This window comes from Modestobacter sp. SYSU DS0290 (assembly GCF_054050955.1).
In genome coordinates, this window is the sequence record NZ_JBJHAI010000013.1 from 69,752 (window position 1) to 85,696 (window position 15,945).

The 15,945-nt window shown below is 72.3% G+C and carries 10 protein-coding genes; all 10 read left to right on the forward strand.

Annotated elements, in window-relative coordinates; translation table 11 throughout:
* Window positions 1-16: 16 nt before the first annotated feature.
* The 10 genes from ACI795_RS12440 (at window position 17) to ACI795_RS12485 (ending at window position 15,875) form a co-directional block, all read left to right on the forward strand.
* Entirely contained in the window at window positions 17-1,573 is a 1,557-nt protein-coding gene (locus ACI795_RS12440; RefSeq protein ID WP_457075823.1) for an ABC transporter substrate-binding protein, read from the forward strand.
* An 88-nt stretch (window positions 1,574-1,661) separates the two neighbouring features.
* A complete protein-coding gene (locus tag ACI795_RS12445; protein ID WP_457075824.1) occupies window positions 1,662-3,452 on the forward strand; it encodes a sulfatase in 1,791 nt (596 codons plus the stop codon).
* Between the two features lie 280 nt (window positions 3,453-3,732).
* On the forward strand, window positions 3,733-5,286 hold the full coding sequence (locus ACI795_RS12450) for an ABC transporter substrate-binding protein (protein WP_457075825.1): 1,554 nt from the start codon (window positions 3,733-3,735) through the stop codon (window positions 5,284-5,286).
* Window positions 5,283-6,227: an ABC transporter permease gene (locus tag ACI795_RS12455; protein WP_457075826.1), complete on the forward strand. Its 945-nt coding sequence runs from the start codon at window positions 5,283-5,285 to the stop codon at window positions 6,225-6,227. The genes ACI795_RS12450 and ACI795_RS12455 overlap by 4 nt, the downstream gene beginning before the upstream one ends.
* A gap of 5 nt (window positions 6,228-6,232) precedes the next feature.
* Window positions 6,233-7,165, forward strand: a complete 933-nt coding sequence (locus tag ACI795_RS12460; protein ID WP_457075827.1) for an ABC transporter permease — start codon at window positions 6,233-6,235, stop codon at window positions 7,163-7,165.
* Window positions 7,162-9,267, forward strand: coding sequence for an ABC transporter ATP-binding protein (locus ACI795_RS12465; RefSeq protein ID WP_457075828.1), 2,106 nt, complete (start codon window positions 7,162-7,164; stop codon window positions 9,265-9,267). The genes ACI795_RS12460 and ACI795_RS12465 overlap by 4 nt, the downstream gene beginning before the upstream one ends.
* A 77-nt stretch (window positions 9,268-9,344) precedes the next feature.
* Window positions 9,345-10,223, forward strand: coding sequence for a formylglycine-generating enzyme family protein (locus ACI795_RS12470; RefSeq protein WP_457075829.1), 879 nt, complete (start codon window positions 9,345-9,347; stop codon window positions 10,221-10,223).
* A 56-nt stretch (window positions 10,224-10,279) separates the two neighbouring features.
* Window positions 10,280-11,848, forward strand: coding sequence for a sulfatase family protein (locus ACI795_RS12475; RefSeq protein WP_457075830.1), 1,569 nt, complete (start codon window positions 10,280-10,282; stop codon window positions 11,846-11,848).
* 53 nt (window positions 11,849-11,901) lie between these two features.
* Window positions 11,902-14,337: a beta-glucosidase gene (locus ACI795_RS12480; RefSeq protein ID WP_457075831.1), complete on the forward strand. Its 2,436-nt coding sequence runs from the start codon at window positions 11,902-11,904 to the stop codon at window positions 14,335-14,337.
* Window positions 14,334-15,875, forward strand: coding sequence for a carboxylesterase/lipase family protein (locus ACI795_RS12485; protein ID WP_457075832.1), 1,542 nt, complete (start codon window positions 14,334-14,336; stop codon window positions 15,873-15,875). Before ACI795_RS12480 ends, ACI795_RS12485 begins: the two co-directional genes overlap by 4 nt.
* Window positions 15,876-15,945: the final 70 nt, after the last annotated feature.

Sequence of the window (15,945 nt, forward strand, 5' to 3'; positions counted from 1 at the left end):
ATCGAGGAGTCTGTCCATGCGGAAGTCCACCACCACACGTCATCGTCGGGCCGGGGTCGCCGCTCTGGCGCTGACGTCCTTGCTGGCCGCCGGGTGCCAGTCGGCGGTCGAGCAGGCCGACGACGCCGCCGCCTCCGGTGACGGGGAAGCCACCTGCCAGCAGGGCGGCACCCTGGTCGCCGCCGCCAACACACCCGCGGAGATCGGCCGCGTGCTCTCCCAGAGCGCGACCAACCTGCTCTGGGTCCGTGGCGTCTTCGAGCCGCTCATCAACGTGGACACCACCGACCTGGACAACCCCACGCCGGCGCTGGCCACCGACTGGGAGATCAGCGAGGACGGCCTGTCGGCGGTCCTCCAGTTGCGCGAGGGGGTCACCTTCCACACCGGCCGGTCGTTCACCGCCGACGACGTGGTCTTCACCATCCAGAAGGCGCTCGAGCCGGCGACCGTCTCCGACGTGAAGTCGATCCTCGCGAACTGGACCATCGAGGCCACCGGCGAGCACGAGATCACCATCACCTCGACCACGCCGCTGACCGAGACCCTGGCCAGCACCCTGGCGCTGACCCCCATCGTCGACTCCGAGACCTACGACGGCCTCGCCGATGGCTCGCAGATCATCGGCACGGGTCCGTACCAGGTGGACAACTACACGCCCGGCGCCGACATGGCGCTGACGCCCTTCGCCGACTACTGGGGTGACGAGGGGCCGTACCTGGACCGCATCGAGATCACGATCATCCCCGACTCGACCGCTCAGGTCTCGGCCGCGCGCTCCGGCCGCACGCAGATCTCCTACGGGCTCACGGTGCAGGACGCCCTCTCGATCACCGAGGGCAACGACCAGTTCGAGCTGTTCGACACCGTCTACGGCACGTACCCGATCATCCTGGACGGCATCGAGGACCAGGCCGTCCGTCAGGCGATCGGCTACGCGATCGACAAGGAGCGGATCAACGAGCAGGTCTTCGGCGGCCTCGGCGAGACCGATGGCCTCTACTGGGCGCCTGGTTCGGCCACCTACCCGGAGGACCTGGTTGGCGCCTACGAGTACGACCCCGACCGTGCCCGGCAGATGATCGAGGACGCCGGCGCCACCGGTATGGAGGTGCCCATCACCACCATCAACGTCCCAGTCCTCGCGGCCGAGTACGAGATCATCGCCAACAACCTCACCGAGGTGGGGCTCAACCCGACGCTGAACGCGCTGGCGCCGCCGGACTACCAGCAGCGCCTGTCCAGCGGTGCGGGTGGCACGTACCTCTCGCTACGCGGCATCAACGGCTCGCCGGCCTTCCTGCTGCAGACCAACGCCGACCTCCGCCTGCAGGGTGCGCACCGGCAGTTCAGCACCCCGGAGTACGAGGGGCTGGCGCAGGCGGTCATCGAGGCCAGCAGCGAGGAGGAGAGCGCACAGGCGGTGCGCGAGCTGACCGAGTACATGAACGACCAGGCGTTCCTGCACTCGCTGGTGTCCTCGTCGGGTGTCGCGGTGCAGACCGCCGACATCCAGAACGTGGACGTGGCGATCGGTGGCTGGCTGCCGGCGAGGACCTGCTTCACCGAGTGACCCGCCAGGACCCGGTCCGACCCCGGTCGCCGTCCAGGCGGCCGGGGTCGCACTGCGCCGCCCCCCGGCTGGATACGAAGGAGCACGCGTGAAGGCCATCGTGGTGATGTTCGACAGTCTCAACCGGCGCTACCTGCCGCCGTACGGGGCCGAGGGGGTACACGCGCCCAACTTCGCGCGGCTGGCAGAGCGGACGGCGACCTTCGACACCTGCTACGCCGGCAGCATGCCGTGCATCCCGGCGCGGCGGGAGATGCACACCGGCAGGTACAACTTCCTGCACCGCGGCTGGGGTCCGCTGGAGCCCTTCGACGACTCTGTCCCGGAGATGCTGAAGGCGGCCGGGGTGCACACCCACCTGGTGACCGACCACCAGCACTACTGGGAGGACGGCGGGGCCACCTACCACAACCGGTTCAGCACCTACGAGTTCTTCCGCGGCCAGGAGGGTGACTTCTGGAAGGGGCAGGTCGCCGACCCGCCGATGCCGGAGGACCTCAAGCGGCTGCGCCGGCCGGCCTATCGGCAGGACTGGGTGAACCGCCAGCACCTGACCGACGAGGCCGACCACCCGCAGACGCTCACCTTCGATGCCGGGCTGGAGTTCATCGACACCAACGCCGACTCCGACGGCTGGCTGGTGCAGATCGAGACCTTCGACCCGCACGAGCCGTTCTTCAGCTACGACCGGTACGCCGACCTGTACCCGGAGGAGTACGGCGGCCCGCACTTCGACTGGCCGGACTACGCCCAGGTGCTGGAGTCACGGGATCAGGCAGCCCACCTCCGCCGGCAGTACGCCGCGCTGCTGACCATGTGCGACCGTTCGCTGGGGCGCGTGCTGGACCGGATGGACGAGCTGGCCCTGTGGGACGACACGTTGCTGATGGTCGTCACCGACCACGGCTTCCTGCTCGGTGAGCACGGCTGGTGGGGCAAGAACATCCCGCCGTGGTACGAGGAGACGATCCACACCCCGCTCTTCGTCTGGGACCCCCGCAGCCGGGTGGCCGGGGAGCGACGGGCGAGCCTGGTCCAGACGATCGACGTCGGCCCCACCCTGCTGGAGTTCTTCGGGGTCGACCGGACGCCGGACATGGAGGGGCTGCCGCTGCGCGACGTCGTGGCCCGGGACGAGCCGATCCGGCGGGCCGGCCTGTTCGGGGGTTTCGGCGGGCACGTGAACGTGACCGACGGGCGGTACGTGTACATGCGCGCCCCGGTCGCCGCGGCCAATGAGCCGCTGGCCGAGTACACGCTGATGCCGACCCACATGATGGCCCGGTTCACCCCGGCCGAACTGCGGTCGGCCACCCTGGCCGAGCCGTTCCGGTTCACCAAGGGCGTGCCCACGCTCCGGACCCCGGGGAGCACCCTGGCCAGCCCCTTTGCGTTCGGCACCCTGCTGTTCGACCTGGAGGCGGACCCGGAGCAGCGGTCGCCGCTGGTTGACGACGCGCTCGAGGCCCGGATGATCGGGCTCATGCTGGACCTGATGCGGGCCAACGACGCCCCGCCGGAGCAGTACGAGCGGCTCGGCCTGCCGGTCGGGGGAGATGCGGACGACCGCCACCTGCTGGTCCGGCGGCAGTGGCTGCAGGTCGAGGCGGCCCGGACGCCGGTGCGCCGCGACGACTACACCGCAGGTCCGACGAGCGTGCACACGCCACTGCGGGAACTGCTCGCCGACGGCGCCGCAGCAGCGGTGCTGGCGTCCACCGCCCCCGGGCTGCTCCGGGAACCGCTGCGCACGGTGGCCGGCCCGCTCAGCCTGGTGGAGATCGCCGCGTTCGCGGTCGGCCTCCTGCCCGTCGGGCTGCTCCGCGAGCTCAGCGACGCGCTGGCTGCCCGCTCGGCGGTGGAGGCCGCCGACCGCTGAGGGCGCCTGCTGCACCACGGCCGCACCCGGCCCCGCCCGGCGCTGCCCGGTGGGGCCGTGGTGCGTCCGGTCGTCCTCCGCCGTCCCCGCCGGGGCAGGGTCGGCGGGGGGCGGTGTCACCGTTCGGTAACGCTTGCGTCATCCGTCCGCTGCCTCTTGCGCCCTACCGAGTGTTAGGTAAGTTACCGGCATCACAACGGTGCTCGCCGTCACAGGGTTCTCGGATCAACGGCTGCGCGGTGCCCCACCTGTTCCATCGAGTGACGAAGGGGTTGCTCCCATGCGAACCGTCCCCCCCAGCCGCCGTCCGCGTCTCGTCCGCAGCGCGCTGGCCCTGACGGCGGTCACGGCGCTCGCCACCGGTTGCCAGTCGGCGGTCGAGCAGGCCGACGACGTCGCCGCCTCCGGCGAGGAGGCCGCCTGCCAGCAGGGTGGCACCGTGGTCGTGGCCGCGTCAGGTGCGCCGCAGACCAACCGGGTGCTCGCGCAGAGCGCGACGAACCTGCTCTGGGCCCGGGCGGTCTTCGAGCCGCTGATGACCGTGACCACCGAGTCGATCGACGACCCGCAGCCGCTGCTGGCGGAGTCCTGGGAGTTCTCCGATGACGACCGCGAGGTCGTGCTCCAGCTGCAGGAGGGCGTGACCTTCCACTCCGGTCGCCCGTTCACCGCGGAGGACGTGCTGTTGACCCTGCAGCAGACGCTGGACCCGGTGAACGCCTCGAACGTCGCGCCGATCGTGAGCCAGTGGGAGGTGGAGGCGACGGGTGACCTCGAGGTGACCATCCGCTCCTCGGCGCCGCTGTCGCCCGTGCTGGGCAGCACGCTCGACATGGCCCCGATCGTGGACTCCGATACCTGGGCCGGGGTGGCCGACGGCTCCCAGCTGATCGGCACCGGGCCGTTCCAGGTGACGGAGTACGAGCCCGGCGCCTCGATGTCGCTGACGCGCTACGAGGACTACTGGCAGGACGGGGTCTTCCTCGACGGCATCGAGCTGAACATCATCCCGGACTCCACGGCCCAGGTCTCCGCGCTGCGGTCCGGCCGCACCCAGCTCTCCAACGGGCTCACCGTGCAGGACGCGCTGAGCGTCACCGAGGGCAGCGACCAGTTCGAGCTGGACCGCACGATCAACGGGGTCTACCCGATCGTCCTGGACCAGGTGCCCGACCAGCGGGTGCGGCAGGCGATCGCGTACGCGATCGACAAGGAGCGGATCAACGAGCAGGTGTACGGCGGTCTCGGCACCACCGAGGGGCTCTACTGGTCGCAGGGCAGCTCCGACTACCCCGACGACCTGGCGAACCCCTACCCGTACGACCCCGACCAGGCGCGGCAGTTGATCGAGGAGGCCGGCGCGGAGGGCACCGAGGTCCCGATCACGATCATCAACCTGCCGGTGATCGCCGCGGAGTACGAGATCATCGCCAACAACCTGACCGAGATCGGGCTGCAGCCGAGTCTCACCGCGCTCGCCCCGCCGGACTACCAGCAGCGCCTGGCGGCCGGGAGTGCCGGCAACTTCCTCGCCCTGCGGGGTCTGAACGGGACCGCCGCGTTCATGGTGCAGACCAACACCGATCTGCGGTTGACCGGGGCGCACCGGCAGACCACCACCCCGGAGTACGAGCAGCTGGTCGAGCAGGTCGTCCAGGCCGAGGGGGACCAGGGCGCCGACGCCGTCCGCGAGCTCACCGAGTACATGAACGACCAGGCCGTCGTGGTGCCGCTGGTGACCACCGAGGGCGTGTCGGTGCGCAGCGCCGACGTCCGGAACGCGCCCATGGACCTGATGGGCTGGGTGCCGAACGAGACCTGTTTCGTCCGATGATCCGCTTCCTGATCAGGAGGATCCCGTCGGTCGCCCTGGTGCTCGTCGCCACCAGCGTAATCGCCTTCCTCTTGCCACGACTGGTGCCCGGCGACCCTGCCGCGGTCGTCGCTGGTCCGGATGCGTCGGCGGAGACGATCGCAGCGATCCGGACCGAGCTGGGGCTCGACCGCCCGCTGATCAGCCAGTACTTCGACTGGATCGGGGGTGTCCTCACCGGCGATCTGGGGGAGTCCCTGCGCTTCAACCGGCCGGTGTCGGAGCTGATCGGTGACCGCCTGGCCAGCACGCTGGAGCTGGCGCTGCTGTCGGGCCTGTTCCTGATCGTCTTCGGCATCGGGCTCGGTGTGCTGGCCGGCTCGGCCCGGGCCCGCTGGGCGCGGGTGCTGGTGGAGGGCACCAACACCGGCCTGCTGGCCGCCCCGCCCTTCCTCGTCGGGCTGCTGTTCATCCTGCTCTTCGGGGTCGCCTTCCGGATCCTGCCCACCAGCGGTGAGGTGTCGGTGCTGGAGAACCCGTCGATCGGGATCCAGTACCTGGTGCTCCCGGCACTGGCCCTCGCCCTGCCGATGTCGGCGGGAGTGGCCCGGCTGGTGCAGACCCGGATGCTGGCGATCCGCCAGGAGGAGTTCATCGACCTGGCCGTCAGCAAGGGCGTGCCGCCGCGGCGGATCAGCCTGCGGCACGTGCTGCGCAACAGCCTCGGCCCCGCGGTGGTGGCGATCGGGATCCGGTTCGGTGACCTGCTCGCCGGCGCGGTGGTGATCGAGGCGATCTTCGCCCGCAACGGCCTCGGTCAGCTGGCGGTCTCCGGCGCCCAGAGCGCCGACTACACGGTCGTCCAGGTGCTCATCGTGTTCGCGGTCTTCATCGCCGTGGCGGGTCAGCTGCTGACCGAGATCGTACTGGCCGCCCTCGACCCCCGAGTCCGATTGGGCTGATCGACATGACCAAGGCAATCGACACGTCGACCAACGGCCCCGGGGACGTCCCCGGGGACCCCGGCTCGGGCCCGGTGCCCACCGCTCCTGCCAGGCGCCGCCGGCGGGCCACCGGTGGCGGCGCCCTGTCGCGGTACGCCAGCTCGCTGCGCACCCCGAAGGGGATGGCCGCGGCCGTCCTGCTGCTCCTGCTGGTGGGGGTGGCGGTCCTGGCGCCGGTCATCTTCCCCGGCGGGTACGACCAGCAGGGCCGGGGTGCCCTGGCCGGGCCCTCGGCGAGCCACCTGCTGGGCACCGACGAGTTCGGCCGGGACATCCTGACCCGCACCATCTACGGGCTGCGGACAGATCTCTCGCTGATCCTCACCGCGGTGCCGGTGAGCATGGTGATCGGCACGGCCCTCGGCCTGTCCGGCTACGTCTCCAAGACGCTTGGGTCGGTGACGCAGCGGGTACTGGACATCATCCTCGGCTTCCCCGGGCTCATCCTGGGCATCATGATCGTGCTGGTCATCGGCACCGGGTGGCTGGCGCTCTTCCTGGCCATCGTCGTCGCCGGGCTGCCCGGCTTCGGCCGCATGGCCCGCGCCGGACTACTGAGCGAGGAACAGCGGGAGTACGTGATGGCCGCCCGCGTGCTCGGGGTGAAGCGGTCGACGGTGATGACCCGGCACATCCTGCCCAACGTGGTCGACCCGCTGCTGGTCCAGGCCTCGGTGTTCATGGTGGTCGCGATCTTCATCGAGGCCGGCCTGTCCATCGTCGGCCTGGGCATCAACCCACCGAACCCCTCGCTGGGCGCGATGCTCAACGTCGGTGCCCGGTACGTGCAGACGCTCCCGACCTACGTCGTCGGCCCGGGCGTCATGCTGCTGCTGCTGGCGCTGGCCTTCACCCTCCTGTCCGACGCTCTCAACCAGGTGGCGAACCGGCGATGACCCTCTCCTCGAAGCACTCGGGTGCCACCGCGTTGGGTGCCCCCGTCGCCGGTACCCCGGCGACCGACGTCCTGCTCGACGTGCGCGGTCTGCGCACCGAGTTCCGTACCGGCGAGGGGGTGGTCCGGGCGGTCAACGACGTGAGCTTCTCAGTTCGCCCCGGCCAGGTCCTCGGCATCGTCGGGGAGTCCGGGTCCGGCAAGTCGGTCACCGCCCGTTCGATCCTGCGGATGGTGCGGTCGCCGGGCCAGATCACCGCCGGTGAGGTGCACTACCGCGGCACCGACCTGCTGACCCTGGACGACAAGCGGATGCGTGAGCTACGCGGCCAGGAGATCGCCATGGTCTTCCAGGACCCGCAGTCGGCGCTGAACCCGGTGATGACGGTTGGCGACCAGATCGCCGAGGCGCTCATCGTCCACGGCACCGACAAGGAGCAGGCCCGCGCCCGGGCCCGGGAACTGCTCGGCCAGGTCGGCATCCCCGACGTCGACCGGCGGCTGGACGAGTACCCGCACCAGTTCTCCGGCGGCATGCGCCAGCGCGTGGTCATCGCCGTCGCGCTGGCCAGCAAGCCGTCGCTGCTGATCGCCGACGAACCGACCACCGCCCTGGACGTCACCATCCAGGCACAGATCCTGCGACTGCTGGGACAGTTGCGCGACGAACTCGGGATCGCGGTCATCATGATCACGCACGACATGGGCGTGGTCGCGGAGATGTGCGACGAAGTCGTCGTCATGTACGGCGGCCGGGTCATGGAGCGCGGGCCGGTGGAGACGATCTTCCGTCGTCCGCAGCTGCCGTACACCGCCGACCTGCTCGCCGCGATGCCGCGCATCGACGAGCAGTCCGCCGGCCGCCGGCTGCCGGCGATCCCCGGATCGCCGCCCGACCCGGCACACCTGCCGCCGGGGTGCCCGTTCCAGCCGCGCTGCCGGCTGGCCGAGGACGTCTGCGCCGAGCGGGTCCCCGGACTGTTGCCGCGGGAGGGTGAGCGGCACCTGGCCGCCTGCCACGTCACCCAGCGCGGGACGGAGATCCCGCCGCTGAGGGCGGACGATGCAGCCGGGCCGGCCCGGAACAGCGAGTCGAGGCCGCTGCTCCAGATCGAGGATCTGAAGGTCGACGTCGCGGGGGACAAGCGCAGCCTGTTTCGCAAACACGAACCGGTCTACGCGGTGGCGGGGGTCAGCCTCACGGTCCGCAGCGGCGAGACGCTGGGGCTGGTCGGTGAGTCCGGCTGTGGGAAGTCCACCCTGGCCCGCACCATCGTCGGGATCAACGCCGCCGCCTCCGGGTCGATCCAGGTCGGCGAGCACGTCGTCGGGTCCAAGGAGGGGGCCGGGTCCGAAGCGCTGCGAGAGACCGTCCAGTACGTCTTCCAGGACCCCTACGCCTCGCTCAACCCCCGGCGCACCATCCGCCAGTCGCTGGAGGAGGCGCTGGCGGTCCGCGGGGTGCCGACCGCCGAGCGGGGCGACGAGGCCCGCGCCCTCGTCGAGCGGGTCGGGCTGCACGAGCGGCACCTCGACCGCTACCCGCACGCCTTCTCGGGTGGGCAGCGCCAGCGGGTCGGCATCGCCCGCGCCCTGGCGGCGCGGCCCAAGCTGCTCATCCTCGACGAGCCGGTGTCGGCCCTGGACGTCTCGATCCAGGCGCAGATCATCAACCTGCTGGAGTCGCTGCGCGACGAGTTCGACCTCGGCTACCTGTTCATCGCCCACGACCTGTCGGTGGTCCGCCACCTGTCCGACCGGGTGGTCGTCATGTACCTGGGGTCGTTCGTCGAGATGGGCGACGCCGAGGCGGTGTACAGCAACCCCCAGCACCCGTACACCGCAGCGCTGCTGGCGTCCTCGCCCATCCCGGACACCGCCGAGCGGGACCGGGACCGGATCGTGCTGGGCGGGGACCTGCCCAGCCCGAAGAACCCGCCGTCGGGCTGCCGGTTCCGCACCCGGTGCCCGATCGGCCCGCTCGCGCACCCGGACCGCACGATCTGCATCGAGCAGGCTCCGGCGTTGGAGCCGACCCCGACCGGACAGCTGGCCGCGTGCCACTTCGCGGGGGAGCTGTCCCGCGCGGGGGCGCCGGCGTGACCGGCTCCTGCTGCACCCCGGCCCGGGGGGCGGACTCCGCACCCCCGGGCCGCCCCGCGCCGGGTCCGGCTCCCAGTGTGGTCCCGGCGGGCACCGTGGTGGGGCAGGAGGCGATGGTGTACCTGCCCGGCGGGGCCTTCCGGATGGGGACGACCGACACGGACGGCTTCCCCTCCGACGGCGAGGGACCGGTGCGTGAGGTCGAGCTGTCCCCCTTCCTGATCGACCGGCACGCCGTCCGCAACGACGAGTTCGCCGCGTTCGTCGAGGCGACCGGGTACGTGACCGAGGCCGAGCGGTTCGGGTGGTCGTACGTGTTCGCCGGCTTCCTGCCGGGTGAACTGCGCCGCGTCTCCCCCCGCCCCGACATCACCCCGTGGTGGGCGGCGGTCACCGGGGCCGACTGGCGGCGGCCGGAGGGCCCCGGCAGCTCGCTGGACGACCGGGGTGACCACCCGGTGGTCCACGTGTCGTGGGACGACGCGGTCGCCTACGCCACGTGGGCCGGCAAGCGGCTGCCGACCGAGGCGGAGTGGGAGTACGCAGCCCGGGGTGGGCACGACCAGCGGCGCTACCCCTGGGGGGACGAGCTCACCCCGGGTGGCGAGCACCGGGCGAACATCTGGCAGGGCCGCTTCCCGGTCAAGAACACCAAGGACGACGGCTTCGCCGGGACGGCGCCGGTCGACGCCTTCGCGCCCAACGACTTCGGGCTGTTCAACACCGCCGGCAACGTGTGGGAGTGGTGCGCCGACTGGTGGGGGACCGACCACCCGACCGGCCGGGTCCGCGACCCGGCCGGGCCGGCCGCCGGCCCCGGCAAGGTCATGCGCGGCGGCTCCTACCTCTGCCACGACAGCTACTGCAACCGCTACCGGGTGGCCGCCCGTACCCGCAACGAGCTCGGCAGCGCCGGCGGGAACACCGGCTTTCGCTGCGCCCGCGACGCCGGCTGAGCCGGCGCGTCGTCCGAAGCCCCAGCGTCCGAACCGAACCGCCCCGGAGGCGACCCATGCGCATCATCTACATCGACGTCGACACCCTGCGCGCCGACCACACCACCCCCTACGGCTACGCCCGGCCCACCACGCCCAACCTGCAGGCGCTGGCCGACCGGGGGGTCACCTTCGACCGCTACTACTGCTCGGACTCCCCGTGCCTGCCCTCGCGTACGGCGCTGACCAGCGGCCAGTTCGGCATCAGCAACGGGGTCATCGGGCACTTCGGCGAGGCGGCCCGCTACCGGCTGGACTCCGGCCACCGGCCGCACCCGGAGCGCCCGCTGCTGGGCCAGCGGCTGGGTGACCACGGTTGGTACACCGCGGCGGTGTCGATGTTCGCCGAGCGACACCGGGCCTACCACTTCCTCGGCAACTTCCGGGAGTCGATCCGGGCGACCAACGAGATCAACGACGAGGACGGCAGCGCGATCAACCGGGTGGGGCTGGACTGGATCCGCCGGCACGCCGACGAGGACGACTGGTACCTGCACCTGACCTACTGGGAGCCGCACACCCCGTACCTCACCGAGCCCGGCTGGACGGAGAAGGCCGCCGCCTCGGGCCCGCCGCCGGCCTGGCCGGACCAGGCCGCGATCGACGGGCACCAGGAGGTCTACGGCCCGCGCAGCGCGGGCGACCTGCACTACAGCGTCGTGCCGCAGAAGTCGCCGACCCCGCACAACGCCCCCGACCAGATCCGCACCCGCGCGGACTTCGAGCACCTGATCAACGGCTTCGACGGCACCATCATGTACTGGGACCAGCTGTTCGGTGAGCTGCTGGCCACCCTGGACGAGCTGGGCATCGCCGACGAGACGGCGATCATCGTCAGCGCCGACCACGGCGAGTCTTTCGGCGAGAACGGCTCCTACGGCGAGCACGGCCACGCGAACGAGGCGGTGCTCCGGCTGCCGCTGGTCGTCTACTGGCCCGGCGTCACCGACGACCTGCCCGAGTCGGCCCGGCACTGCGACAGCCTGCTGTACAACATCGACCTCGCGCCCACCCTCTGCGACCTGCTCGACGTCCCGATCCCCTCCGGCTGGCAGGGCACCTCCTTCGCCGACGCGGTGCGCGGGGAGGAGATCGGCTCACGGGAGTACCTGGTTCTCGGCCAGGGAGCGCACACCTACCAGCGTGCGGTGCGCACCCGCGACCACATGTACATCCGCACCTACCACCCGGGGTGCATGAAGGTGGACTGGGAGCAGCTCTACGACGTCACCGCCGACCGGCACCTGACCCGCAACCTGGTCGAGGAGCAGCCGGAGCTGGCGGGGACGATGCGCACCCACCTGGCCGAGTGGTGGCACACCTACGCCGGCCGGCCCGGCGCGCTGCCGGACCCGATGCAGACCACCCTGCAGGTCGGGCCGACCTACTACAACGACCCGGTCATGTACGCCGAGCACCTCCGCGCCACCGGACGGGCGCACCTGGCCGACGACCTCGAGCAGCAGCTGGCCACCGCCGTGGGCGCCACCCCGGTGTCCTGGCACGCCTCGGAGCAGTCCTGGACGCCGGAGCGGCGGACGAGCATGGCGCGGATGTTCGCCCAGCGCGACGACGACCTCGACTGAGCGGCCGCCCCGGCTCCGTGACCCTCGCAACGACGCCAGAGAGAAGCACTCCGATGCCCCGCCCAGATCTGCACGCCCTGATCGCCCAGCTGGATCTCAAGGCCAAGGTGCGTCTGCTCACCGGTGGCACGATGTACGGCCTGCACGCCGAGGACGAGATCGGCCTCGCCGAGATCCACCTGTCCGACGGGCCGACGGGCGTCCGGGGCCTGACCTTCACCAGCGGTCCGCCGGTGACGCTCTTCCCGAACGCCTCGCTGCTGGCCTCGACGTGGAGCGACGAGGCGCTCCACCAGACCGGGCGGCTGCTCGCCGAGGAGGCGTACGCCCAGGACGTCCACGTGGTCCTCGGCCCGACGATCAACCTGCACCGGAGCCTGCTGGGTGGCCGCTTGTTCGAGGCGTTCTCCGAGGACCCCTACCTCTCCGGCCGGCTGGCCACCGCCTACGTGCGTGGCCTGCAGGAGCGGGGCATCGGTGCCTGCCTGAAGCACGTGGTCGCCAACGAGTCCGAGACCGAGAGGCACGCGGTGGACAGCGTGGTGGACGAGGCCACGCTGCGGGAGGTCTACCTGCTGCCCTTCGAGATGGCGATCGCCGACTCCGACCCGTGGTCGGTCATGGCCGCCTACAACCGGGTGAACGGGGTGGCCGCCACGGAGCACGACGCGGTGCTCAACGGCGTGGTCAAGGGCGAGTGGTCCTACGACGGGCTGGTCATCTCCGACTGGTTCGCCACCCGCAGCACGGCGGCCTCGGCCAACGGTGGCCTGGACCTGGTGATGCCCGGCCCGGTGGGCCCGTGGGGTGACGCCCTGGTCGCGGCGGTCTCCGACGGTGAGGTGGACGAGCGGGTCGTCGACGACCACCTGTACCGGCTGCTGCTGCTCGCCGAGCGGGTGGGGACCCTCGGCGCTCCCCGGCCGGCGCCCGCGGCGCCGCCTCGGCCGGACAGCGCCGCGCGCCGGGCGCAGCTGACCGAGCTGGCGGCGCAGGGCATGACGCTGGTCCGGAACGAGCGGGCCACCCTGCCCCTGGAGCGGGGGACGACGGTGGCCCTCATCGGGCGGCACGCGATCGACACCATCTGCATGGGGGGCGGGTCGGCGCAGGTGCGGGCGGCCCACCAGGTCAGCATCGCCGACGGGCTCACCTCGCTGCTGGGCTCGGCGGTGCGGATCGTCGACGGCGTCGAGGTCCGCAGCCGGGCAGTGGCTGCCCGGGCCGGCACGGTGCTCGACCCGGTGACCGGCGGGAACGGCGTCCACCTGCTGCTGCTGGGTGCGGACGGCGAGGTGATCGAGGAGCGGCACGAACGGACGGCGAGCAGCATGATCGGGGTCGACGACGACCTGCCGGCGCCGGTGACCGAGGCCCGCTTCCGGGCGGTGGTCCCGCAGGGTGGCGACATGCAGCTCGGTGCCCTCGGGGTCGGCAGCTGGCGGTTCGCGGTGGCCGGCCGCCCGGTCGGCGGCTTCGACCTGCGGCTCTCGACCGACGATGCCGGTGAGGCCATACTGCGGCCGCCGTCGGGGACCGTGCTCGCCGCCGTTCCCGACGGTGCGCTCGTGGAGGCCACCGTGGACCTGCGCTCGGCCAGCGGGCTGGGCCGTCCGGGCCGGATGGCGGGCGCCGGGCTCTTCGGCCTGGTCGCCGGGCCGGCACCGCGGGACCCCGGGACCGTGCTCAGCGAGGCAGCCGCTGCGGCGCGGGACGCCGACGTCGCCGTCGTGGTCGTCGGGGTGACCGAGGAGCAGGAGACCGAGTCGGTCGACAAGTCGACCCTCGCGCTGCCCGGCGAACAGGACGCCCTGGTGCGCACGGTCGCCGCTGCGGCCCGGCGCACGATCGTCGTCGTCAACGCCGCCACCCCGGTGCTGATGCCGTGGATCGACGACGTGGACGCCGTGCTCATCGCCGGGCTGCCCGGGCAGGAGGCCGGCCACGCGGTCGCCGCGGCGCTGCTGGGCGACCGCGAGCCCGCCGGCCGGCTGGTCTCCACCTGGCCGGTCGCGGACGGCGCGGCCCCGGCCTGGTCGGTGACGCCGGTCGACGGCCGGCTGGTCTACGCCGAGGGAGCCTTCCTGGGCCACCGCGGGCACGCCGCCGGCCGGGCGCCGGAGCCGGCGTTCTGGTTCGGGCACGGCCTGGGCTACGGCAGCTGGGAGTACACCGATGCCCGCCTTCTCACCGGCCCGGAGCGCCCCGGTGCGGCGGTGACGGTGACCAACACCGGTCTCCGGCGCAGCCGGGAGGTCGTGCAGGTCTACCTGCAGCCGGCCGACCCCGAGCAGCCGGTGCGACTGGCCGGCTGGCAGGCGGTGACCGTGGAACCGGGGCAGAGCCGGACCGTGGAGGTGCCGACCGACCTGCGGATGTGGCGGCGTTGGGACCCCGGTGCAGCCAGCTGGGAGCTGCTGCCGCTCGACGGTGCCCTGCTGGTCGCCCGGGGGCTGGGCGACGTCCGCGCGACGCTGGTGCTGTCGTGAACCGGTCGTCGGCACCCACGGTGCACACCACGTCCGGCACGGTCCGCGGCTCCTGGCGGTCCACGGGTGCGGCCTTCCTGGGCATCCCCTACGCCCAGGCCCCGGTCGGACCGCTGCGGTTCGCCGCACCCGAGCCCGTGGTGCCGTGGGAAGGGGTCCGCGCGGCGACCGATATCGGTCCGACGCCGCAGCGGCGCCCGTTCACCGCCGTCGCGATGATCCCGGAGCGCTCCGTGCCCGGGGACGAGACGCTCAGCGTCAACGTGTTCACGCCCGCTCCCGGCGATCCGGCAGCGCGGTTGCCGGTGCTGGTCTGGATCCACGGTGGGGGCTTCATCGCCGGTGTCTCGGCGAGCCCGTGGTACGACGGCTCCGCGTTCAACCGGGACGGCGTCGTGGTGGTCTCGTTGTCCTACCGACTGGGCTTCGACGGCTACGGCTGGATCGAGGACGCCCCGCAGAACCGCGGCCTGCGCGACCAGATCGCCGCGTTGGAGTGGGTGCAGCGGGAGATCGCCGCCTTCGGTGGGGACCCGGACGCCGTCACCATCGCGGGGCAGTCGGCCGGCGGCACCTCGGTGATGGCGCTGCTGGCCACCCCGGGGGCCCAGCACCTGTTCCGCTCGGTGATCAGCCATTCCGCCGCGGGCCGCACCCAGGACTCGGTGGTGTCCGAGCGGATCGGGCGGCAGATCGCCGAGGCGGCCGGGGTGCCCCCCACCCGCGCCGGGTGGTCGAGGCTGAGCGAGGACGAGGTGCTCGACGTCCAGGCGCCGTTCGGGTTCCGCCCGCTGACCGGCCCCGTGGACGCGGTGGCCGTGACCAGGAAGAGCCTGTTCCCGGTCGACGACGGGCTCGCCTTCGGGCCGGTGGTCGACGGGGAGCTGATGCCGCACCCGGTCGATGTAGCGCTGGCGCGAGGCACCGGCGCGGGCAAGCCGTTGCTGGCCGGCACCACCGCGCACGAGTTCACGATGAGCCTGATGCGGGTGCGTGAGTCCCTGGCCGGCCTCGACGCGCGGGAGGTGCTCGTGCAGGCCGGCTTGCCGCCGGAGGCGGCCGCGGAGTTCCTCGGCGACCACCCGGAGCTGACCGAGCCGGCACAACAGCTCGCGCAGCTGCGGACCGAGGCGACGTTCCGGCTGCCCCTGCTGCGGTGGGCCGAGGCCCGCGCGGCCCGGGGGAGCGCGGCCGACCGCACCTGGTTGTACGACTTCCGCTTCCGCGGGACCACTGCGGGTCTGGCTGTCCACTGCGCCGAGCTCCCCTTCGCCTGGGACCTGCTCGACGCCCCTGGGGTGCCGGCAGCGCTCGGGGCGACGCCCCCACAGTCGCTGGCCGACGCCATGCACGCCGCGTGGGTCCGGTTCATCCGGGACGGCGACCCCGGCTGGCCCCGGTGGGCCGACCGGCAGGGCGGCATGGCCTTCGACCAGCACAGCCGCCCCGCCCCGCTGTACGAGGTCGAGCGACGCCTGCAGCGGGCGCTCGACTCCGTCCGGCCCGAGCACGGGGCGACCGGCCCCGCGCCGGGGTGATCGCCGCGACGTGACCCGGGCCCTGCGGGGCCGTTCCCTCCGGGAGCGGCCCCGCAGGGCCCGGCACCGC